Here is a 21,354-nt window from a genome sequence, read left to right as displayed (position 1 = left end):
CCATCCCAACGCACACCGGTCCCGAAGGATTCCGCCCGCCTCTCCGTCCCCTCCGCCCGTCCCCTGCGCCCGTCCCCCTCCGTCCGTCCCTTCCGCCCCGTCGTCCGCCGGCTACAGCGGCAGCAGGTCGGGCCGCTTCGCCTCGACGTGGTCGCCGGAGGACTCGCCGCGCAGCCGCCGGCCGATCCACGGCACCAGGTACTCGCGGGCCCACTGGATGTTGTCGCGGGTCACGTCCACCGAGCCGCGCGGGCGCAGCTGCGGCCAGGGCTGGTCGGGGTCGGCCGGCACCTCCAGGCCGAGCACCTGCGCGGCGCGCAGGGCGACGCGGGTGTGGCCCTCGGGCGAGAGGTGCAGCCGGTCGGCGTCCCAGGCGCGCCGGTCCTGTACGGACTTCAGCGACCACAGGTCGAGCACCGGGCAGCCGTAGCGGTCGGCGATGGCGCGCACGTGCGCGCTGTACGTCGCGACCTTGCCCCGGATGTGCTTGAGGACCGGCACCCCGCGGGTGTCGAAACCGGTGGTGATCATGACGTGGCCGACGGCTCCGGTGAGGTCGGCGACGGCCGCCTCGAACCGTTCCGCCACGTCGTCCGGGTCACTGCCGGGACGGATGATGTCGTTGCCGCCCGCGCAGAAGGTGACCAGGTCCGGAGCGAGGGCCTTGGCTCTCGGTACCTGGTCCGCCACGATCTGGTCGAGCAGCTTCCCGCGCACCGCGAGATTCGCATACCGGAAGTCGTGCTCGTCGCGCTGATCGGCCAGGAGCACGGCGAGCCGGTCCGCCCAGCCGAGAAAAGAATCCCCCGGCCCCGGGTCCCCCACGCCCTCTGTGAAGCTGTCCCCGATCGCCGCGTACGAGCCGATGGTCTTGAGTTTCGTCGTCGTCGCTGCCACGAGAACCCATCCTTCACTCCCGTAACCAACCTACGCCAACGTAATGAGGGGTTGACGGGCCGTGATCTATACCACGCGAGAGATAAGGAATAAGTACACATGGGGCCGGGACCCCCCTCGGGTCCCGGCCCCACGCGTGTCGGCGCCCCGTCGGCGGCTGCCGTCAGAGGCTGGCGCCCTTCGAGCGGAGGTAGGCGATCGGGTCCATGTCCGAGCCGTAGGAGGGGCTCGTGCGGATCTCGAAGTGCAGGTGCGGGCCGGTCGAATTGCCGGTGGAGCCGGAGAGGCCGATGCTCTGGCCGGCGGTGACGCTCTGGCCGGAGGAGACGGACAGCTGGGACAGGTGGGCGTACTGGGAGTACTTGCCGTCCGCGTGCCGGATGACGACCTCGTTGCCGTACGAGCCGCTCCAGCCGGCGGAGACCACGGTGCCCGCGCCGACGGCCTTGACGGTGGTGCCCATGGGGGCGATGAAGTCGACACCGGTGTGGTAGCCGGAGGACCACATGGCGCCCGCGACCTTGTACTGGGTGGAGATGCCACCGCCGACCGGGGCCACGAATCCGGAGGCGGCCGGCTGCGCTGCGGGCGCCTCGGCGGGGGCGGCGGGCGCCTCGGGGGCGGACTCCTGCCGCGCCTCGGGGGCGGCGGGCTGTCCGGCCCGCTTCGACTCCGCCTTGGGGGCGGCCTTCGGAGCCGCCTTGGGCGCGGACTCGGGGGCGGTGCGCGGCGCGGCGACGGCGTCGGCCGGGGCGGCCTCGCCGCGGCCTCCGAGGGTCAGCTTCAGGCCGGGGTGGATCAGCGACGGGTCGCTGCCGACCGCCTCGCGGTTCTGCTCGTACAGGCGCTGCCAGCCGCCGGACAGGTTGCGCTCGGCGGCGATCTCGGAGAGGCAGTCGCCCGGGACGACCGTGTAGACGGTCGGCGCGGCCTGCACGGGGGCCGCCGGGGCCTCCGGGGCCGCCTGGAGGGCGGCGGGGAGCTGCGGGGCCACCGCGGGGGCGACGGCGGGGGCCGCGGCCGGGGTGCCGGCCGCGTGGGCGCCGGCCGCGCCGATCAGCGGCAGGGCGAGGGCCGCGCCGCCGGTGCCTGCGACCGCGAATCCGCGGGAAATGGAAAGGGACTTGGGACGGCGGTGCTTACCCTTTGCAGGCATGACGCATTCCTCTCCGGCGCCTGCGAGGTGAGCTGTCGGGTTCGGACTGGAGATGTCCGGCCGTACATGTACGGGACATGAACGACTTCACCCCGAGCCGTGTCGGAGAAAAGATCTCCGACACAGCGGCTTACCTGGTTCCCCCGCTCCTGCCGCGCGAAATGGTTCGGTTGCGGTTTCCGGGAGGCGGCAGGATTCGGCGATCCACCCGGATCGATCGCGAAGGTAATCCCTTGCGGGCACGCCGAACAAGCCGCGAATTCCCTGACGGATTCACAGGTATGAGGGGCCGCCGGAATTCCGGTCACCCTCCGTCCATTCCGTTCCGTCAACAGCCGTTCCCACCGGGCCATTCGGCATTGACGATCAGGCACTCACGGTCACCGTATGATCTGGCTCACGGGGCGGTGCCCGATCTCGCCTCCGGATATGGCAAGTTGGCGCCAAACATCTCAATTCGGACAGACGCCCCAAGAGAAGGCGGAGGAGTTCCCGTGACCCAGCAGATACAGGAGCCGGAGCTGACCGGAGTGCGCAATTTCCGCGATGTGGGCGGATTGCCGACTTCTGATGGACGAAGGGTCGGGTCGGGACGACTCTTCCGAAGCGGACATCTCGCACATGCCACCGAAACCGATGCAGAGTTCCTCGCTTCGCTCGGCCTCCACACCGTCTTCGACTTCCGCAACGGCGCCGACCACGCCCTGGAGGGCCCGGACGTCGAACTGCCCGGCGTACGGAACGTCAACATCCCGCTCTCGGACCCGGCGGACGGCCGGGAGTTCTGGCGGCTGGTGCGCGACGGCGACCTCGACCAGCTCCGCTCGATCCTCGGCGACGGCAAGGCCGCCGCCCGGATGGCGAACTCCTACCGCGGGATCATCCGGACCCGCACCGCCGAGCACAGCCGGGTCGTCCACGCCATCGCCGAGGACAGCGTCCCCGCCCTGCTGCACTGCGCGGCCGGCAAGGACCGGGCCGGCCTCTCCGTCGCCGTCACCCTGCTCGCGCTCGGCGTCGAGCGCGAGGCGATCGTGGCGGACTACCTGGAGTCCAACGCCCCGCACCGCCGCTACCGGGTGCGCCGCAGCTCCGCGTCGGCCGAGGCCCGCTCGCCCGAGGTGATGGAGCTGCTCGCGCCGCTCTTCGACGCCCGCGCCGAGTACCTGACCGCCGCCTTCGACACCATCGACGAGGTCTGGGGCGGGGTGGACCGCTACCTGGCGGAGGGCCTCGGGCTGGCGCCCGAGACCCTCGACCGGCTCCGGGACCGGCTGTTGGTCTGATCCGGAACCCGTTGCCTGGGCGGGGGGAGGCGGGCCGTCAGCGCGCGGCGACGGCCTGCTTCACCAGGGTCCTGCCGAAGTCCCACATCAGACCGGACCCGCCGTGGGCCTCGTCCATGACCTCGCGGAAGGCCCCGACGAACCGGTCCACGTCCTGCTCGTCCAGGACCAGCGGCGGAATCAGCTTGATCACCTCCAGGTGGTCCCCGGAGACCTGGGTGAGGATCCGGTGCTTCTGCAGCAGCGGCACCACGACCATCTGCGCGAAGAGGCCCTTGCGGGCCGCCTGGAGCATGGTCCAGCGGCTGCGCAGCCCCAGCGAGGAGGGCCGCCCGAACTCGATGCCGATCATCAGCCCGCGCCCGCGCACCTCGTGCAGCAGCTCGTACTCGTCCACCAGGGCCGCGAGCCGCCCGCGCAGCAGGTCGCCGGTGGCCCGGGCGCGGGCCACGAGGTCCTCGTCCTCCATGACGGACAGCACCGCCAGCCCGGCCGCCATCGCCTGGGCGTTGGACCCGAAGCTCGCGGAGTGCACGAGCACCCGGTCCATGGACGAGTAGACCTTCTTGAAGATCCAGTCCTTGCCCAGGGTCGCTCCGACGGGCACGTAGCCGCCCGACAGCGCCTTGGCCACACACACCAGGTCGGGCTCCACACCCGGCTCGTGCTGGTACGCGTAGAAGTCCCCGGTACGCCCCAGGCCGGTCTGCACCTCGTCCGCGATCAGCAGCGCCTTGTGCCGGTGCAGCAGCTCCTGCGCCGCGAGCAGGAATCCCGGCGGGGCCGCGAGGACCCCCTTGCCCTGGATCGGCTCGACGACGAAGGCGGCGACGTCCCCGCGCTTCAGCTCCCGCTCCAGGGCGGCCAGGTCGCCCAGCGCCACCTTGGTGTCGGGCAGCAGCGGTGCGAAGCCGTCCCGGAACCCGCCCTCGCCGTTCACCGACAGCGAGCCGGTGGTCAGCCCGTGGAAGGCGTGGTCGCAGTAGAGGATCCTGGGCCGGCCCGTGGCGTACCGGGCGAACTTCAGGGCGGTCTCCACCGCCTCGGTGCCGCTGTTGCCGAAGAAGACCCGGTCCAGGTGGGGGCTGTACGAGAGGAGCTTCTCGGCCAGCAGCCCGGGCAGCGGCTGGCAGTCGAAGCGGGTGAGGTCGGCGAGCTGGGCGTCCAGCACGTCGTGCAGCGCCCGGCGGACCACGGGGTGATGGCGGCCCAGGCCCATCACCCCGAAACCGGCGAGCATGTCGAGGTAGTCGTTGCCCTCGGCGTCCCAGAAGTGGGCGCCTTCGGCGCGCTCGTAGACCTTGTCGAAGCCGATGGTGCGCAGCATCCGGGGCAGTTGGTGGTTGAGGTGGCGGGCGTGCAGCTCGTACCGCTCCGCCCCGCGCGCCGCCAGCAGGGCGCCGAGGTCGAACCCGGCGCCCCGCCCCTCTTCCGCCGGACTCATGCCGACCTGTCCCGGTTGCCTCCGACCGTCTCCCGGGCGGCCCGCAGGGATTCCTTGAGGGAGCCCATGGTGGCGAGGACGGCGGTGGGCTCGTAGCCGCAGTGCGCCATGCAGTTCGCACAGCGCGGGTCCTTTCCGCGGCCGTACTTGTTCCAGTCGGTGTCTTCCACGAGTTCCCGGTACGTCGGCACATAGCCGTCGCTCATCAGATAGCAAGGGCGCTGCCAGCCGAAGAGGGAGTAATTCGGAATGGCCCAGGCCGTGCAGGGGAAATCGGCCTTTCCTTCCAGGAAGTCCAGGAAGAGCGGGGAGTGGTTGAGCCGCCAGCGCCGCCGGTTGCCGCCCGCGAACGCCTTCCTGAAGAGTTCGCGGGTCTGCTCGACGCCCAGGAAGTGCTCCTGGTCCGGTGCCTTTTCATAGGCGTAGGCGGGCGAGATCATCATCTCGTCCACCTGCAGGTCGTCATTGAGGAAGTTGAGGACCTCGATGATCGTCTGCGGGGTGTCGGTGTTGAAGAAGGTGGAGTTCGTGGTCACCCGGAATCCACGCCTCTTGGCCTCCTTGATGGCCTCCACCGCCTCGTCGAAGACGCCCTCCTTCGCCACCGATTCGTCGTGGCGCTCGCGCAGGCCGTCGATGTGCACGGCGAAGGCGAAGTACGGGGAGGGCGTGAACTTCTCGATCTTCTTGCGCAGCAGCAGCGCGTTGGTGCAGAGGAAGACGTACTTCCGCCGGGCCACCAATTGCCGCACGATCTCGTGGATCTGCGGGTGCATCAAGGGCTCCCCGCCCGCGATGGACACCATGGGCGCACCGGACTCCAGCACGGCCCCGACCGCCTGGGCCACCGGCATGCGCTGCTTGAGCACCCCTGCCGGGTGCTGGATCTTCCCGCACCCCTCACAGGCCAGGTTGCACGCGTAGAGGGGCTCAAGCTCCACGATCAGCGGGAACTTCTCCCGCTTGCGGAGCTTCTGTTCGAGCAGATAGGTCCCGACCCTGATGGTCTGGCGCAGCGGCATGGCCATCTGGCTCACCTCCTGGGGAGCAGCGAAGAACGGTGCCATTCGTAGAACGCGGGCAGTACGGCACGCAGAACACGGAAGGCCGATATTCCCCCGCGCACCGTGCCGATACGGACGAGCTCGTGCTCCGGGGCGTCCACGATCACCCGGACGGCCGCAACGGGCCGGGCGCCGCCCCGGACGGCGGCCCAGAGGGTCGCCGCGGACTCCATGTCGACCGCGACGGCGCCCGTGGCGCGCAGCTGTGCGCGTTCCTGGCCGCGGACGACGTGGTCGGACCCGGTCAGCGGGCCGGTGTGCACGGTCCGGCCGGGGACGGCCCGGGCCAGCGCCTCGGCCAGCAGCGCGGTCCCGGTGCAGGGGACGGTCCCCCGCGGGTCGCGGGTCTCCTCCGCGACGACGAGGTCGCCCGGGCTCATGCCGGGGACGAGCCCGGCGCAGAACCCGGTGGCGAGGACGGCGGCCCGCTCCGTCGCGGGCCGGTCCAGGGCGCTGCGCAGCGCCCGTTCGGCCGCGCGCGGGCCCATCCCGGTGCGCAGCAGGGTGTACGCCCCGGCCCGCGCGTGCTCCGTACCGCGTGCGCGGCCGTGCCCCGCGCTGCGCAGCGCCACCTGTTCGATGCGCAGGGCGCACGCGACGAGCAGCGGGCCGGCCCGGTCCGCCCGGTCGCCCGGGGCGGACATCAGGGGCCCCCGGCGGGTGAGCCGGCCGGGACCGACGGTTCCCCGTACAGGTAGCGGCCGAGCGCGGTCAGCGGGAACACCTGCCGGTACAGGTGGTAGTTGATGGAGAAGTCCCAGGGGAAGCCGGTGCCGGTGAAGTAGGGCTCGTCCCAGGAGCCGTCCTCCCGCTGGGTGCGGACCAGGTGGGCGATGCCGCGTTCGACGGCCTCGCCGTCCCGTTCCCCGGCCGACAGCAGGGCCATGAGCGCCCACGCGGTCTGCGAGGGGGTGGAGGCGCCCTTCCCGGCCCACGAGCGGTCCTGGTAGGAGCGCTGGTCCTCGCCCCAGCCGCCGTCGTCGTTCTGTACGGATTCCAGCCAGCGCACGGCCCGCCGGACGGCGGGGTGTCCCGGGGCGATGCCGGCCGCGGTGAGCGCGGGCACCACCGACCCGGTGCCGTAGACGTAGTTGGTGCCCCAGCGGCCGAACCAGCTGCCGTCCGGTTCCTGTGCGTCGAGCAGCCAGGCGATGCCGCGCCGGGTGCGGGCGTCGCCCGCCCGGCCCTCGAAGGCGAGCATCTCCACCACGTGGGCGGTGACGTCGGCCGACGGCGGGTCGATGACCTCGCCGAAGTCGCAGAAGGGCAGCTTGTTCGGGAACGGGCTGGTGTTGTCGGCGTCGAAGGCGCCCCACGCGCCGTCCTTCGACTGCATGCCGAGGTTCCAGGACACGCCCCGGGCGATGGCCGCGTCGACCCGGACCGGGTCGGGGTGTCTGATCCGGCGCAGGGCGAGGACGACTTCGGCGGTGTCGTCGATGTCGGGGTAGGTGTCGTTGTGGAACTCGAACGCCCAGCCCCCGGGGGCCAGGCCGGGCCTGCGCACCGCCCAGTCGCCGGTGCGGGTGATCTCCTCGCCGAGCATCCAGTCCGCGGCCTTCACCAGGGCCGGATGGTCGGCCCGTACGCCCGCGTCGGCGAGCGCGATCGCGGCGAGGCAGGTGTCCCACACCGGGGACTGGCAGGCCTCGATCATCCGGGCGCCGTCCTCGCGGCGCACGGCGAACCGGTCGAGGGATTCCAGTCCCGCGCGCATCACCGGGTGACCGAGGTCGTAGCCGAGCAGGTGCAGCGCGATGACGGAGTACACGGCGGGCGGCTGGATCCCGCCCCAGCAGCCGTCGTTCTCCTGGCGCTCGACGATCCACCGGGCGGCGGTGCCCATGGCCGCCTTGCGCAGCCGGCGCGGGGCGAACCGCCGGTAGACGTGCAGGGCCCGGTCCATCCGCTGGAACGCGCCCTCCCAACTGGTCAGCGGAGCCAGGCGGGGTGCGGGGAAGGGCGTCCGCGCGTCGGTGTGCAGCTCGTCGAGGGCGAAGGGGGCCGGGCGGACCGGGCGCAGGGCGGAGACCACGGTGAGCGGGACGATCGTCTGGCGGGCCCAGCAGCCGAAGTCGTAGATGTTCAGGGGCACCCAGGACGGCAGGAACACCAGCTCGGGCGGAAGTTCGGGCAGGTGGTCCCAGTTCCACCAGCCGAAGAGGGCGAGCCAGATCCGGGTGAAGACGCGGGCGGCGGCGATCCCGCCGTGGGCCCGGATCCAGGCCGAGGCGCGGCTCATGTGCGGGGCGTCCGGCGGGTCCCCGGCGAGGCGCAGGGCGACGTAGGCCTCGATGGTGGCGGACAGTTCGGGCGGTCCGCCGTGGAAGGTGGCCCAGGTGCCGTCCTCGCGCTGCTCGCCGCGGATGAACAGGGCGGCGGCGTACGTGGTGGCCTCGTCCCGGATGCCGAGGAACTGGCGCAGCAGGAGGTCCTCGGCGTCCATGGTGACGTTGGTCTCCAGGTCGCCCTTCCACCAGCCCGCCGGGTCCTGGCGGTCCAGGAGGTGCCGGGTCGCGCGCGCGGTGGCCTCGTACACCTCGCGCGGGCTGCCGTCCGGTGGTTCGGGCAGGTCCGCGGCGGTGCGTCCCGCGCCGGGCGCACCCGGTTGCCGGTAGGCGGGCGGCGGGCCGGGGCGCCGGGCGGGGTCGGGCGGGGCGGTGAACCGCTCCGTGACCGCCACCGGCGCGGCGGGCGCGCCGCCGGCCGCGGGCCCGGCCGCGGCCGCCGGGTCGGGCGGGCCGGCGAGCCCGTACTCGGTCCCCGGGACGGCCGTCCCGGCGGGGCCGGGCGGCAGGGCGCCCGGGGTGGATTCGCTGCCGGCGCCGGCGCTCTCCGCGCTGCCGTCGGTCGTCGCTGTCATGGCTTCCCCTTAGAACAGTGTCCTGTGCTGTGCTGGGGTCTGCCGTCGGCCGGTGCGCGCCACGCTCAGGTGGCGGCGCCGGCCGGCGACTCGCGATTCATATCCGCTGCCGGGTGGCGGTCACCTCTTGCGTACGACGACGAAGTCGGCGAGGTCCACGAGCTGCTCGCGCACCCGCTGGGGCATGTCGACGTCGTCCAGGGCCCGGATCGCGACGGCGTGCTGGCGGCGCGCCTCGTCCGCGGTCCACTGGCGGCCGCCGGCTTCCTCGATGAGCGCCGCGCGGGCCGCGAACTCCTCCTCCGAGAAGTTCTCGAAGTCGCTGCTCTTGGCGTCGGCGGCGAGGAGTTCGGCGAGCTGCTCGGAGGCCGGCCCGCCGGCGGCGAGGGCGGCGACCACCGGCAGGGACTTCTTGCGCTGGCGCAGGTCGCTCCAGGTCTGCTTGCCGGTGGACTCCGGGTCGCCCCAGATGCCGAGCAGGTCGTCGACGGCCTGGAAGGCGAGGCCGAGGTGGTAGCCGTACTCCTCCAGCTTGTCGGCCGTACGGTCGTCCGCGCCGCCGAGCACGGCGCCGATGGAGACCGCGCAGGCGAGCAGGGCGCCGGTCTTGTTGCCCTCCATCTCCAGGCACTCCTCGACGCTGACGCGCTCGCGGTGCTCGTAGGAGATGTCCTGGGCCTGGCCGTCGATGAGCTTGCGGCTGGCGGTGGTCAGGCGGCGGGTGGCGCGGCCCGCCTCGACGGTGCCGAGCTCCAGCAGGACCTCGTTGGCGAGGGCGAAGAGGGCGTCGCCGACCAGGATGGCCTGCGCCGGTCCGTGCACCTTCCACACGGTGTCGCGGTGGCGGCGCTGCTCGTCGCCGTCCATCAGGTCGTCGTGGAGCAGGGAGAAGTTGTGCACGAGTTCGACGGCGACGGCGCCGGGGATGCCGACCTCCGGTGCGGCGCCCGCGGCCTCCGCGGAGAGCAGCGCGAGGGCGGGGCGGACGGCCTTGCCGCCGTCGCCGTCGGCCGGGTGGCCCTGGGCGTCGATCCAGCCGAAGTGATAGGCGGCGACGGTGTCCATGGGCGCGGCGAGCCGGTCCACGGCCGCGCGGAGCGCGGGGGTCGACATCGTACGGCCGCGTTCCAGGAGGGCGACGGTGTCGGCCTTCTCCACGCCCCTTCCGGCTGCGCCCACACTGGCATCCGTGTTCTCGACAGCCGGATTCCCCGGGTTCACTGGCTCTCCTCTTGTTCCTGTACGTGCTGTGCTCGTGGTGCTCGTGGTGCTCGTGACACCGGTGGTGCCGGTCGTCGTCGTGGTGGTGGTCGTCATGCCGCCTCCTGCAGAGGGTGTTCGCGGTGGCGGCCGAGCGCGGCGAGTGCGGCCTGGGCCGCGCTCAGTCCGCTCCGGACGGCGCCCTCCATGGTCGCGGGCCAACCCGTGGCAGTCCACGCACCGGCCAGATAGAGCCCCGGCGTGTCGGTCCGCGCCCCGGGGCGCAGCCGGCCGACTCCGGGCGTGGGCGCGAAGGTCGCAGTCCGCTCCCGGGTGACGAAGAAGTCCCGCACCTTGGCCCCGCGCGCGGCGGGCAGCAGCCGCTCCAGTTCGGGCAGGTACTTGGCGCGCAGCACCGAGACGGGCTCGTCGATGTCGTCCTGGGCGGCGGACTGCGACAGCGCGAGGTACTGGCCGCCGTCGGGGAGCCCGGAGGATGCGGTGCGGTCGAAGACCCACTGCACCGGGGAGCCGAGGGCCGCGAAGAAGGGCTGCCTGAGCACCTTGCGGTCGTAGACGACGTGGACGTTCAGGATCGGTGCGGTGCCGATGTCGAGGAGCTTGTCGGGGTCGGCGAGGGCGCCGGCGGGCAGCAGCCCGTGCGCCTCGCGCTGCGGTACGGCGAGGACGACGGTCCCGGCGTCGAGCGACTCCTCTTCGGTGTCGACGCGCCAGGCCCCTTCGGGCGTACGGGTCACGGCCGTGACCCGGGTGCGCAGCCGCGTCCGCACCCCGGCCGCGTCGAGCTGCTTGCGGGCGAGGGTGTCGTGGAGTTCGCCGAGCGGTACGTGGGCCCAGCCGATGTCGGCCGCGCTCTTGTCGGAGAGCAGGCCGGTCTTGAAGACCATGGCGGCCAGGCCCAGCGAGGAGTGTTGCGCGGTGGCGTTGAGGGTGGCGATGCCGACGAGGTCCCACAGGGCCTCGATGGTGCGGGCGGACTGCCCGTAGCGGCTGAGCCAGGTGGCGAAGTCCAGGCCGTCCAGGGCCGGGTCCGCCGGGTCGAGGCGGCGCAGGGCGAGGGCCGCGCGGCCGACGCTCGCGCGCTCGGCGAGCGACAGGTGCGGGTAGCGGGCGAGTGCTCCGGCGAGGTGCAGGGGCACGGGCAGGCCGCCGCGGCGCAGCCGTCCCAGGCGCGGCCCGCCGGGGTGGGCGACGTCGAGGACGGGGACGTCGAGCCGGTCCTGGAGCGGGGCGAGCGCGGCCCCGTCGACGCGGTCGAGGAACCACCGGTAGGCCGTGCAGCACCGCAGGTAGACGTGCTGGCCGTTGTCGACGTCGAGGTCGCCGCGCTTGAAGGAGAAGGCGAGCCCGCCGAGCCGGGGGCGGCCTTCGAGCAGGGTGACGCGGAGCCCGGCGTCGGCCAGTTCGAGGGCGGTGGTGACACCGGCGAGTCCGCCGCCGACGACGACGGCGTGCTGGTCCGTGCCCGTCATGCGCCCTCCCCCGTGGTGCGGTCGCCCTCCGGGCCGGTGTGCGGGCCCCGGGCGGGCAGGACCTCTCCCCCCGGCTCCCGCGCGGTCCGGCCGCGGTCCGCAGGAAGGGACGCGCCCGCCGTCGGCGTGGTTGCCCGGGCCGGCGTGCGGCCGGTGTGGTGCGCCGCCCCCGGGCGCTGGGCGCCGCCGGCGCACGCCGGGTGGGCTCCCGGGGTCGTCCCCCGAGCGCCGGGCCGGTCCGCGGCCCCGCCCGCGACGCGCGCGGGGGTGCCCTCACCGGTGCGTGCGCCCGCGGGGGCGGTGGGCCGGGCCGCGGCGGCGGCCGGGCCGGCCGGGCACGGGGTCGGCAGAGCCGTGGCGTGCCGGCGGGCGGCGGCGGCGCGGGGCGCGGCCGCCTTCGTCCGGGTCGTCACATCCGCCTCCGGACGGCCTGGCGGGAGACGGTGCGCGCGTCGAGCCCGGACAGGCCGCGCACGGCCACGTAGGCCTTCTCGTGCGGCGGCAGCGAGACGCGGCCGCGCAGGACCGCCTCCGGCTCCCGCTCGATGCGGTCGAGGAGGCGCCGGTAGATGCCGGCCATGGCGGCCACGCAGGCACCGCTGCGCCGGTCGAGCATCGGCAGCAGCCGGTAGCCCTCGGCGAACAGGGAGCGGGCGCGCCGGACCTCGTGGTGGACCAGCCCGGCGAAATCGGCCCCCGGGGACAGCCGGCCGGCCCGGAAGCCTTCCGAGCAGCCGAACTTGGCGAGGTCCTCGGCGGGCAGGTAGGTGCGTCCGTTGCCCGCGTCCTCGCGGACGTCGCGGAGGATGTTGGTGAGTTGCAGGGCGAGGCCGAGCGTGTCGGCGTACTCGGAGGCGCGCGCCGCGTCGGGCGTGCCCGGCGCGACCGTGCCGAAGACGCCGAGCGAGAGCCGGCCGATGGCCCCGGCCACGCAGCGGCAGTAGGTCTTGAGGTCGTCCCAGGTCTCGTAGGTCTCGCCGCGGACGTCCATCAGCACGCCGTCGATGAGTTCGTCGAGGCCGCCGAGCGGGATCGGGAAGCGGCGGGCGGCGTGCGCGAGGGCGACGGCGACCGGGTCGGTGTCGTCCTCGTCGACCTCGCCGGCCCGGATCCGCCCGAGGACGGCGCGGGTCTCCTCCAGGCGCGTGAACTTCGCCTCGGTGGGCAGCGTGCCGTCGCCGATGTCGTCGACCCGCCGGGAGAAGGCGTAGAGCGCGGACATCGCCTGCCGCTTGTCGGTGGGCAGCAGCCGGATCCCGTACGCGAAATTGCGCGCCTGTGAACCGGTGACGGCCTCGCAGTAGCTGTAGGCCGCCGATACCGGTGCGGAGACCGCGGTCTGTGCGGACGCGTGTGTGGGGCCCTCCACGGTCGGGCTCACCCCTTTCTCGGCGCTGTGCGCAGGACGGCGGCAACCTCGCGGAGCAGGCCGCTCTTGGTGGGTTTGGGCGGGCCGGGCAGTACGTCGAAGCCGGCGGCGGTGACGGCTCGCAGGGCGGCGCGCCCCCCTCCCACGAAGCCGGCGAGCAGCAGCCGGAGCCGGCCGTGGACACTGCCCACGAGCGGGACGCCTTCGTCCAGCAACGCGCGTGCGCGCTCGGCCTCGAAGGCGGTCAGGGAGCGCACGGAGGCGCCGGCGGACGGGGCCGCCAGGTCCGCCTCGGACACGTGGAAGCGCCGCATGTCCTCGGCGGGCAGGTAGATCCGGTCGCGTCCCAGGTCCTCGGCGACGTCCTGGACGTGCTCGACGATCTGGAGGGCGGTGCAGACGGAGTCGGAGAGGCGGATCCGTTCGGGGGTGCTGGTGCCGGTGAGGGACAGCACGAGACGGCCGACCGGGTTGGCGGACAGCTCGCAGTACGCGGCGAGGTCCGCGTAGGTCTCGTAGCGCGTGACCCGCTGGTCCTGGCGGTTGGCCTCGATGAGTCCGAGGAACGGCTCGGGGGTCAGGCCGTGGTCGCGCACGACGGGCTGCAGGGCGAGCAGCAGGGGGTGGCGCGGGGGGCCGTCCGCGGAGCCGAACACGCGCAGCAGGTCGGTCTCGAAGGCGTCGAGCATGGCGAGCGGGTCGTCCACCGCCTCGGGTTCGAGGCCGAGGAGGACGGCGTCGTGCCCGCCGGGGGCGAGGTCGCCGTCGCCGATGTCGTCGACGAGGCGGGCGTATCCGTAGACGGCCGTCAGCCCGTCGCGCCAGGCGCGGGGCAGGAAGGCGGGGGCGACGGGGAAGTTCTCCGCCGCCGCCTTGTCGAGGGTGGCGCTCACGTGGACCGTGTCGGACAGGGGTCGGATGCCGTGCCCCGGGTTCACCGCCCGCCGCCCGGGGCGGGGACGGCCGCCGTCCCTGGGGGACGGAGAATTCCCGTAGCCATTGCCGTCACATCTCCCGTTCTACACTGCCGACCCATTACATCCTATTTCGGACACGCCGCCGGGGTTTTGCCGGGGCTGCCCCAGGGCCGTTCACCTGCGGGGAATCGTCCCCTCTTGCTGCGATTCAGGACCGCATCAGCTTACGCTGTAGAACGTCGCGGAGGCCGCTCGGGTATTCACCGCGCCCGCGAATGTCGCCGCGCAATACGAGAACGCGCATGCGGCGTAATCCACGTACATGCTTAAGGCCCCCGCCGCGCTGAGCGGCGGGGGCCTTCGGTGAAGCGGGGAAGCGCCCCGGTCGGGCGCCGCGCGGCCCGGAGGTCAGCCGTTGGTGGCCTTCTCGTATGCCGAGACGACTTCCTCCGTGGGCCCGTCCATCAGGAGCTCGCCCTTCTCCAGCCACAGCACCCGGTCGCACGTGTCGCGGATGGACTTGTTGTTGTGGCTGACCAGGAAGACCGTGCCGGCCTTCTCCCGGAGTTCCTTGATTCGGTTCTCCGAACGCACCTGGAAGGAGCGGTCACCGGTGGCCAGGGCCTCGTCGATCATCAGGACGTCGTGGTCCTTGGCCGCCGCGATGGAGAACCGCAGTCGCGCCGCCATGCCGGAGGAGTAGGTGCGCATCGGCAGCGAGACGAAATCGCCCTTCTCGTTGATGCCCGAGAAGTCGACGATGCTCTGGTAGCGCTGCTTGATCTGCTCGCGGCTCATCCCCATGGCGAGACCGCCGAGGACGATGTTGCGCTCACCGGTGAGGTCGTTCATCAGTGCGGCGTTCACGCCCAGCAGCGAGGGCTGGCCGTCGGTGTAGACCTTGCCCTCCTCGCAGGGCAGCAGGCCGGCGATGGCGCGCAGCAGGGTGGACTTGCCGGAGCCGTTGGAGCCGATGAGGCCGATGGCCTCGCCGCGGTAGGCGGTGAAGGAGACCCCGCGCACCGCGTGGACGCGGCGCACACCGGGCGCGTCGCCCTTCTTCCGGCGGACTATCTTGCTCAGCGCGGCGGTGGCCGCGCCCTTGCCGCTGCTGCCGGTGTTGACGCGGTAGACGATGTGGACGCCGTCCGCGATCACGGTGGGGACGCGCCCCTGGGAGTTGTCAGCCACGGCCGTAACGCTCCTCAGACTTCCAGAAGTACACGAAGCCGCCGAGGCCGATCACGGCGGCCCAGCCCACGGCGAAGAGCCACACGTGCGGGGGCAGGTTGCTGCTCCCGTAGTCGTCGATCAGCGCGAACCGGATCAGGTCCATGTAGATCGCGACCGGGTTCCACAGCAGCACGTCGCTGATCCACTGCGGGTGGTCCTTGAGGTAGATCCCGATCGGGAACATGACGCCGGAGGCGTACATCCAGGTACGCATCACGAACGGCATCAGCTGCGCCAGGTCGGGGGTCTTGGAACCCATCCGCGCGAAGATCATGGCGAGGCCGGTGTTGAAGACGAACTGCAGCGCCAGGGTCGGGACCACCAGCAGCCAGGACAGCCGCGGGTAGTTGCCGAACGAGACGGCGATCACGAAGACGACGATCATCGAGTACAGCAGCTGCTGGAGCTGCTGGAGCGAGAACGACACCGGCAGGGAGGCGCGCGGGAAGTGCAGGGCGCGCACCAGCCCGAGGTTCCCGGAGATCGCCCGGACGCCCGCCATCACCGAGCTCTGCGTGAAGGTGAAGACGAAGATGCCCATCACGAGGAACGGGACGTAGACGTCCTTGGGCATCTCCTTGCCCGCGCCGAGGATCAGGCCGAAGATCAGCCAGTAGACCAGCGCGTTCAGCAGCGGGGTCGCCACCTGCCAGACCTGGCCGAGCTTCGCCTGGCTGTACTGCGCGACCAGCTTGGCCCGGGAGAAGGCCAGGATGAAGTGGCGCCTGCCCCAGAGCTGCCGCACGTACTCGCCCAGACCGGGCCGGGCGCCGCTGACCGACAGGCCGTACTTCCTGGCGAGCTCGGCGGCGCTGAGCCCCGCGTCTGCGGACGGCGGCCTGCTCGTGGCGAGGGCGCCGTCGTGGGTTGTGTCACTCACAAGTTGAAACTTTCGTCTTCAAGATGCGGCCAGGTGGGCATCAGGCTGGTGGCTCGAGGCCCGTGATCGCGCCATGTTCCCAGACGCGGGCTGGTCAGATGACGGGAGGTCGGCCCAGACGGGTCAACCGCCAGACCGTACGCCATCTCATCGGGCGGCGGGGTCCGCAGGGAGTGGTCCATCCCTCGCGGAATCCGCCGAACCAGGCCTTGAGCGCGGGTCCCGAGGGCTTCCGTAGAAGCGTCAGCAGGAGCCAGACGCCCAGGTAGACCGGTACCAGCGGTGCGGGCAGGTTGCGGCGGGCGAGCCACACCCGGTTACGGGCCACCATACGGTGGTAGACCGCGTGCCGGGAGGGGGCAGTTGTCGGGTGGAGCAGCACCATGTCCGCCCGGTAGTCGATCAGCCACCCCGCGTCGAGCGCGCGCCAGGCCAGATCGGTCTCCTCGTGAGCGTAGAAGAACTCCCCCGGCAGGACTCCGGCCTGCTCGAACACCTTCGTGCGGACGGCGTTGGCGCCGCCCAGGAAGGTGGTCACGCGCGAGGACCGCATCGGGTCCGAGGCCCGCAGCCGCGGGACGTGGCGCCGCTGGGTCTGCCCGGTGTCGGGATCGGCGATCCGGAAGCTGATGATCCCGAGCGCGGGGTCCTCGGCGAAGGCCTGCCGGCACAGCTCGGCGGTGTCGGTGCGCTCCAGCAGCCCGTCGTCGTCGAGGAAGAGCAGCACGTCCACGTCACGGCCGCCGGGGCCGAAGGCCTCGATGCCGACGTTGCGGCCGCCCGGGATGCCCAGGTTCTCGGGCAGGTCGACGGAGCGGACCCCGGGCGGCAGGTCCGCCACCTCGGAGACCTTCACGCCCTGGCCCACGACGACGACCTCGACCGGGTCGCCGTCCTGGCGGGCCACCGAGTCCAGGAGCGCCTTGAGCTCCTCGGGCCGGTTGCCCATGGTGATGATCACGGCGCCCAGCCGCATCGGGGCGCTCACTTGAGCCTGCTGGAGGCGAGGATCGACACCAGGTGCAGCACGGTCTGCAGCATCGCGATGCCCGCGAGCACGGCGACGCCGACCCGGGACCAGTACAGGTCGCCGCGCATCTGGTCCAGGACGGCCAGGAACAGGATGAGCAGCGAGGCCTCGATGCCGAGGATCAGGCGGTGGAACTTGAGCGCGGCGGCGGCCCGGCGGGCGAGGGCCATGCCCTTGGCGCGCGGCTCGGCGGCCGCGTCCTTGACCACGGGCTTGCCGGCCTGGTGGCGGGCGACGCCGACCAGGTCGGTCTCGGCCTTGATCAGGATGGCGCCGAGCGCGGCGAGCGTGCCGAGGAAGGCCCACAGCCAGTCGACGGCCCCGGTGCCCCACAGGTCGGCGGCACGCAGGCCGAAGCCGACCAGGACCGCCGCGTCGCACAGGTAGGCGCCGACCCGGTCCAGGTAGACCCCGGAGAGCGAGTACTGCTTCTTCCAGCGGGCGACCTCGCCGTCGACGCAGTCGAGGAGCAGGTACATCTGGACCGCGACCACGCCGAGGACGGCGCCCCATATGCCCGGCACCAGCAGGGCGGGCAGGGCGAGGACGCCGGCGAGGGTCATCAGGTAGGTCAGCTGGTTGGGCGTGACCTTGGTGGTGACCAGGACGCGGGTGATGCGCAGGGAGATCTCGCGCATGTAGAGGCGTCCGCCCCAGTGCTCGCCGCTGACCCGGTCCTTCACGCCCGCGGGGTGGACGACGGGCCTCAGTTCAGCTACGGATGGTCTTGGCATAGTCGGCGTATGCGTCCCTGATCTCGGCGGCGGACAGGTTGAGGTGCTCCAGGATCGTGAAGCGTCCCGGGCGGGTCTGGGGGGCGTACTCGACGGCCGCGACGAACTCGTCGATGCTGAAGCCGATCTCCTCGGGTGCGACCGGCAGGCCGTGCCGGCGCAGCACCTCGACGAAGTGCCCGGCGGCGTCCGCGGCTCCGCGCAGGTGCATCGCGAAGGCCGCGCCGATGCCGACCTGCTCGCCGTGGAGCGCGGAGCGCCCCGGGTACAGCAGGTCGAAGGCGTGGCTGATCTCGTGGCAGGCGCCGGAGGAGGGGCGGGAGTCCCCGCTGATCGACATGGCGATGCCGGAGAGCACGAGCGCCTCGGAGAGCACCTTGAGGAACTCGTCGTCACCGCAGCCGCCCGGGTGGCGCAGCACGGACTCGCCCGCGGTACGGGCCATGGCGGCGGCCAGGCCGTCGACGGGCTCGCCGGTGGTCCGGTGCGAGAGCTCCCAGTCGGCGATCGCCGAGATGTTGGAGATCGCGTCGCCGATGCCGGCGCGGATGAACCGGACGGGTGCTTCCTTGATGACGTCGAGGTCGATCACCATGGCGATCGGGGTCGGTACGCCGTAGGAGCCGCGGCCGTTGTCGTTGTCCAGGATGGACACCGGCGAGCAGATGCCGTCGTGCGAGAGGTTGGTGGCGACGGCCACCATGGGCAGCCCGACCCGCGCCGCGGCGTACTTGGCCACGTCGATGATCTTGCCGCCGCCCAGGCCCACGACGGCGTCGTAGCGGCGGCCCTTTATGTCGTCGGCCAGCTTGACCGCGGAGTCGATGGTGCCGTCGACGACGGCGTACCAGTCGGCGTGCGGGAGCACGGGCTCCAGCTTGGCGCGCAGCGCCACGCCGGAGCCCCCGCTGATCGCGATGGCGAGCTTGCCGGAGGCGGAGATCCGCTGGTCGGCCAGGAGGCCGGCCAGGTCGTCCATCGCCCCGCGACTGATGTCGACGACGACGGGCGAGGGGATGAGCCTCGTCAGTACTGGCATGCGATCGTCCGGCCCTTGGCGAGGTCGTCGTGGTTGTCGATCTCGACCCACTTGACGTCGCCGATGGGGGCCACGTCGACCACGAAGCCGTCGTTGACGAGCTGCTGGTAGCCGTCCTCGTAGTACAGGTCCGGGTCGCGCTCGAAGGTGGTCTTCAGCGCCTCGGCGAGGGCCTCGGCCGCCTCGGGCTCGATGAGGGTGACACCGATGTACTCACCGGTGGCGTCGGCGGGGTCCATCAGCTTGGTGATCTTCTGGACGCCGGTGTCGCCGACGACGACCTTCATCTCCTCGTCGGCCAGGACCTTGACGGTGTCCAGGGCGAGGATGATCTTCCGGCCGTTGCCGCGGGCGGCGAGGAGGGTCTCCTCGACGGAGACCGGGTGGACGGTGTCGCCGTTGGCGAGGATCACACCGTGCTTGATGACCTCGCGGGCGCACCACAGGGAGTAGGCGTTGTTCCACTCCTCGGCCTTGTCGTTGTCGATCAGCGTGATCTTCAGGCCGTACTTGGCCTCCAGCGCGGCCTGGCGCGCGTAGACGGCCTCCTTGCGGTAGCCGACGACGATCGCGACCTCGGTCAGACCGACCGCGGCGAAGTTGCCGAGGGTCAGGTCGAGGACCGTCAGGCTCTCCTCGTCGCCCTCGGGGCCGACGGGCACGAGGGCCTTGGGCAGGGTGTCGGTGTAGGGACGCAGGCGGCGTCCCGCACCGGCAGCGAGGACAAGGCCGATCATGCTGGTTCTCCTTCGTCATGTACGGCGGGTGCCCCGGAGGAGACCCAGAAGCGGATGCTCTCCGCGAGCACCACGAGTGCCACGAACACGGCCAGGACCGTGAGCGCGACGGGGAAGTCCGATGCGCGGTCCACGAGGACGGCGGCGAGGACCGTGGTCAGCAGGACCCGTCCCTCGTGGCCGCCGATCGTCCGCACCAGCCAGTGCGGGGGCGCGCCGGTGCCGCCGCGAATGCGGTACACCGTGTCGTAGTGATGGTAGGCGACCGCCGCGATCAGGCCGAATGCCGCCGGAAGGGCCCCGGGGACGTCCGCTTTGGCGGCGAGCGCGAGGACCGTCACGTATTCGGCCGCGCGGAACAGCGGCGGGATCAGCCAGTCGAGCGCGCCCTTGAGGGGGGCCGCGACGGCGAGGCCGGCGGTCATGACGTAGATCACGGCGACGGCGATGAGCCGCGGGTCGCCGAAGGGGAGGTACAGGGCGGCCGCGGCCATCAGCACGGTGCCGAGGGCGGCGACGTACACCGAGCCGAAGGAGCCGGCCCGGCCGCGCAGCAGGCGGGCCTGGAGCTCGGCGAGCGGACCGGAGTCGGTGAGGTCGGCGAGGGCCTGGGCGGCGCGGTCGGTGCGCCGGGCCTTGCGGGTCAGGGACCGCAGGACGCGGCCGGCGGTGGTGTAGAGCGCGCCGAAGGCGCAGCCGGCGATCAGGGCGTAGAAGACGATCCGGGGGGTGGTGAAGGCGGTCAGGACCGCGATCATGGCCCAGCGCTCGCCGATCGGCAGGATGATCATGCGCCGGACCCAGACCGTCCAGCCGACGCTGTCGAGCCGGTCCGAGAGGGCGGCCGTCGGGCTCGTGTTGGCGGTGGCGTCGTGGTTCGCCTCGTTGAAGGAGAAGTCCACGACGTGGCGGCAGGTCATCAGGATCATGGCGCCGAGGGCGAGGCCCCAGACGTCGTCCCCGTTGCGGGCGGCTCCGAGCGCGAGGCCGGCGTAGAAGGAGTACTCCTTGGCCCGGTCGAAGGTCGCGTCCAGCCAGGCGCCCATCGTCGAGTACTGCAGGGAGTAGCGGGCGAGCTGCCCGTCGGTGCAGTCCAGGACGAAGGAGACGATGAGGAGCACGCCGGCCGCGACGTAGCCCCAGCGCTCGCCGGTGGCGGCGCAGCCGGCCGCGATCAGCGCGGTGATCAGCGAGGCGGTGGTGACCTGGTTCGGGGTCAGACCGCGGCGCGCGCACCAGCGGGCGATGTAGCGGGAGTACGGGCTGATGGCGAAGGTGGTGAAGAACCCGTCGCGGGACTTCACGGCGGAGCGCAGCCGGACGGCCTCCTCGTCCACGGCGGCGACGGCGGCGGAGGCCGCCGCGCGCTCGTCGGCGCCGGCGGGGACGGCGGCGACCAGGCTGCCGAGCTCGGGGCGCTGGACGGCGGTCCCGGTGGCCTCGACGGCCGCGGCGAGCCGGTCGGCGTAGGGGCCGGGTCCGTGCGGGCCCTCGGTGGCGACGGCCTTGTCGAGGGCCTCGCGGGCACCCGCCTGTACGGAGAGGGCGCCGGTGACGGCGCAGGCGTCGAAGCGCGGGTCGGTCAGCGCGAGCCGCAGCGCGTGCACGTGCCCGACGAAGGCGCTGTCCACGACGGCCACCCGCTGGTCGGCGGGTACGCCGGCCAGTGCGGCGGCGGCGTCCTGGGGACCGGCGGCCGGGCGGACCTCGAAGCCGAGTGAGCGGAGCTCGTCCGCGAGCGGCGATCCGGGGACCGGCAGGCCGGTGAGGATGACGGTCGGCAGACGAACTCACTCCTTGTGACGGATTCCGAACGGGCGCACCCGTGGGGCGGCACGTCGGCAGAGGCTATCGGATGAATGGAAGCAGGGGTTCATCACCCGTTTACGCCCCGATAAGCCGAATATCCGGGCTCCGGGCCGGGTCGCGATCATCATCGGTGATCACGGCGCGGTACCACAAACGGCCTGGATGTTACGGTGGACACGCTCCTGAAGGTGTCGAGTGGAAAC

The 21,354-nt window shown here is 72.3% G+C and carries 19 protein-coding genes and 1 riboswitch; of the genes, 1 reads left to right on the top strand and 18 read right to left on the bottom strand.

Annotated features, from left to right (window positions below):
* Positions 1–111 precede the first annotated feature (111 nt).
* The gene (locus AB0O53_RS13275) at positions 112–897 is read right to left on the bottom strand and encodes an SGNH/GDSL hydrolase family protein (RefSeq protein ID WP_350991535.1); all 786 of its coding nucleotides are present in this window, start codon (positions 895–897) and stop codon (positions 112–114) included.
* Positions 898–1,060: 163 nt separating this feature from the next.
* Positions 1,061–2,053: a M23 family metallopeptidase gene (locus tag AB0O53_RS13270; RefSeq protein WP_365195205.1), complete on the bottom strand. Its 993-nt coding sequence runs from the start codon at positions 2,051–2,053 to the stop codon at positions 1,061–1,063.
* Between the two features lie 2 nt (positions 2,054–2,055).
* Positions 2,056–2,235: riboswitch (cyclic di-AMP (ydaO/yuaA leader) on the bottom strand.
* Between the two features lie 312 nt (positions 2,236–2,547).
* Between AB0O53_RS13270 and AB0O53_RS13265 the strand changes: the two genes are divergently transcribed.
* Positions 2,548–3,339 (top strand): tyrosine-protein phosphatase, encoded by a 792-nt coding sequence (locus AB0O53_RS13265; protein WP_350991531.1) that lies wholly within the window; start codon positions 2,548–2,550, stop codon positions 3,337–3,339.
* 37 nt (positions 3,340–3,376) lie between these two features.
* On the opposite strand, the gene AB0O53_RS13260 is transcribed toward AB0O53_RS13265, so the two are convergent.
* The 16 genes from AB0O53_RS13260 to AB0O53_RS13185 all read right to left on the bottom strand — a co-directional run bounded on the left by AB0O53_RS13260 (position 3,377) and on the right by AB0O53_RS13185 (position 20,973).
* Complete coding sequence (locus AB0O53_RS13260; protein ID WP_365195202.1) at positions 3,377–4,783, bottom strand: aspartate aminotransferase family protein; 1,407 nt, start codon at positions 4,781–4,783, stop codon at positions 3,377–3,379.
* Entirely contained in the window at positions 4,780–5,811 is a 1,032-nt protein-coding gene (gene hpnH, locus AB0O53_RS13255; RefSeq protein ID WP_350991527.1) for an adenosyl-hopene transferase HpnH, read from the bottom strand. The genes AB0O53_RS13260 and hpnH overlap by 4 nt, the downstream gene beginning before the upstream one ends.
* Before the next feature lie 5 nt (positions 5,812–5,816).
* On the bottom strand, positions 5,817–6,491 hold the full coding sequence (locus AB0O53_RS13250) for a phosphorylase family protein (RefSeq protein WP_350991525.1): 675 nt from the start codon (positions 6,489–6,491) through the stop codon (positions 5,817–5,819).
* On the bottom strand, positions 6,491–8,710 hold the full coding sequence (gene shc, locus AB0O53_RS13245; RefSeq protein ID WP_350991523.1) for a squalene--hopene cyclase: 2,220 nt from the start codon (positions 8,708–8,710) through the stop codon (positions 6,491–6,493). Before shc ends, AB0O53_RS13250 begins: the two co-directional genes overlap by 1 nt.
* Positions 8,711–8,830: 120 nt before the next feature.
* Positions 8,831–9,931, bottom strand: a complete 1,101-nt coding sequence (locus AB0O53_RS13240) for a polyprenyl synthetase family protein (protein WP_076042988.1) — start codon at positions 9,929–9,931, stop codon at positions 8,831–8,833.
* 92 nt (positions 9,932–10,023) lie between these two features.
* The gene (gene hpnE, locus AB0O53_RS13235) at positions 10,024–11,403 is read right to left on the bottom strand and encodes a hydroxysqualene dehydroxylase HpnE (protein ID WP_350991521.1); all 1,380 of its coding nucleotides are present in this window, start codon (positions 11,401–11,403) and stop codon (positions 10,024–10,026) included.
* Positions 11,400–11,816, bottom strand: coding sequence for a hypothetical protein (locus tag AB0O53_RS13230; RefSeq protein ID WP_365195197.1), 417 nt, complete (start codon positions 11,814–11,816; stop codon positions 11,400–11,402). Before AB0O53_RS13230 ends, hpnE begins: the two co-directional genes overlap by 4 nt.
* Complete coding sequence (gene hpnD, locus AB0O53_RS13225; protein WP_350991517.1) at positions 11,813–12,784, bottom strand: presqualene diphosphate synthase HpnD; 972 nt, start codon at positions 12,782–12,784, stop codon at positions 11,813–11,815. Before hpnD ends, AB0O53_RS13230 begins: the two co-directional genes overlap by 4 nt.
* Positions 12,781–13,665, bottom strand: coding sequence for a squalene synthase HpnC (gene hpnC / locus AB0O53_RS13220; protein WP_350991515.1), 885 nt, complete (start codon positions 13,663–13,665; stop codon positions 12,781–12,783). The genes hpnD and hpnC overlap by 4 nt, the downstream gene beginning before the upstream one ends.
* A 432-nt stretch (positions 13,666–14,097) precedes the next feature.
* Entirely contained in the window at positions 14,098–14,880 is a 783-nt protein-coding gene (locus tag AB0O53_RS13215; protein ID WP_030763369.1) for an ABC transporter ATP-binding protein, read from the bottom strand.
* Positions 14,873–15,802, bottom strand: a complete 930-nt coding sequence (locus tag AB0O53_RS13210; protein WP_350991513.1) for an ABC transporter permease — start codon at positions 15,800–15,802, stop codon at positions 14,873–14,875. Before AB0O53_RS13210 ends, AB0O53_RS13215 begins: the two co-directional genes overlap by 8 nt.
* Positions 15,803–15,896: 94 nt before the next feature.
* Positions 15,897–16,778: a glycosyltransferase family 2 protein gene (locus AB0O53_RS13205; protein WP_435886649.1), complete on the bottom strand. Its 882-nt coding sequence runs from the start codon at positions 16,776–16,778 to the stop codon at positions 15,897–15,899.
* A gap of 8 nt (positions 16,779–16,786) precedes the next feature.
* The gene (locus AB0O53_RS13200; RefSeq protein WP_365195189.1) at positions 16,787–17,566 is read right to left on the bottom strand and encodes a CDP-alcohol phosphatidyltransferase family protein; all 780 of its coding nucleotides are present in this window, start codon (positions 17,564–17,566) and stop codon (positions 16,787–16,789) included.
* Positions 17,544–18,605: an iron-containing alcohol dehydrogenase family protein gene (locus tag AB0O53_RS13195; RefSeq protein WP_365195187.1), complete on the bottom strand. Its 1,062-nt coding sequence runs from the start codon at positions 18,603–18,605 to the stop codon at positions 17,544–17,546. Before AB0O53_RS13195 ends, AB0O53_RS13200 begins: the two co-directional genes overlap by 23 nt.
* Entirely contained in the window at positions 18,593–19,342 is a 750-nt protein-coding gene (locus AB0O53_RS13190) for a phosphocholine cytidylyltransferase family protein (protein ID WP_365195184.1), read from the bottom strand. Before AB0O53_RS13190 ends, AB0O53_RS13195 begins: the two co-directional genes overlap by 13 nt.
* The gene (locus AB0O53_RS13185) at positions 19,339–20,973 is read right to left on the bottom strand and encodes a DUF5941 domain-containing protein (protein WP_365195181.1); all 1,635 of its coding nucleotides are present in this window, start codon (positions 20,971–20,973) and stop codon (positions 19,339–19,341) included. Before AB0O53_RS13185 ends, AB0O53_RS13190 begins: the two co-directional genes overlap by 4 nt.
* Positions 20,974–21,354: the final 381 nt, after the last annotated feature.

The organism is Streptomyces erythrochromogenes (genome assembly GCF_040684695.1).
Classification (GTDB): Bacteria; Actinomycetota; Actinomycetes; order Streptomycetales; family Streptomycetaceae; genus Streptomyces; species Streptomyces erythrochromogenes_C.
This window is presented reverse-complemented; position numbering and strand designations above follow the sequence as displayed.

Excerpts from the sequence above, each read along its gene's own strand:
- AB0O53_RS13270 (WP_365195205.1), bottom strand. The coding sequence starts at position 2,053 with ATGCCTGCAAAGGGTAAGCACCGCCGTCCCAAGTCCCTTTCCATTTCC.
- AB0O53_RS13260 (WP_365195202.1), bottom strand. The coding sequence starts at position 4,783 with ATGAGTCCGGCGGAAGAGGGGCGGGGCGCCGGGTTCGACCTCGGCGCC.
- hpnH (WP_350991527.1), bottom strand. The coding sequence starts at position 5,811 with ATGGCCATGCCGCTGCGCCAGACCATCAGGGTCGGGACCTATCTGCTC.
- AB0O53_RS13250 (WP_350991525.1), bottom strand. The coding sequence starts at position 6,491 with ATGTCCGCCCCGGGCGACCGGGCGGACCGGGCCGGCCCGCTGCTCGTC.
- shc (WP_350991523.1), bottom strand. The coding sequence starts at position 8,710 with ATGACAGCGACGACCGACGGCAGCGCGGAGAGCGCCGGCGCCGGCAGC.
- hpnE (WP_350991521.1), bottom strand. The coding sequence starts at position 11,403 with ATGACGGGCACGGACCAGCACGCCGTCGTCGTCGGCGGCGGACTCGCC.
- AB0O53_RS13205 (WP_435886649.1), bottom strand. The coding sequence starts at position 16,778 with ATGCGGCTGGGCGCCGTGATCATCACCATGGGCAACCGGCCCGAGGAG.
- AB0O53_RS13200 (WP_365195189.1), bottom strand. The coding sequence starts at position 17,566 with ATGCCAAGACCATCCGTAGCTGAACTGAGGCCCGTCGTCCACCCCGCG.
- AB0O53_RS13195 (WP_365195187.1), bottom strand. The coding sequence starts at position 18,605 with ATGCCAGTACTGACGAGGCTCATCCCCTCGCCCGTCGTCGTCGACATC.
- AB0O53_RS13190 (WP_365195184.1), bottom strand. The coding sequence starts at position 19,342 with ATGATCGGCCTTGTCCTCGCTGCCGGTGCGGGACGCCGCCTGCGTCCC.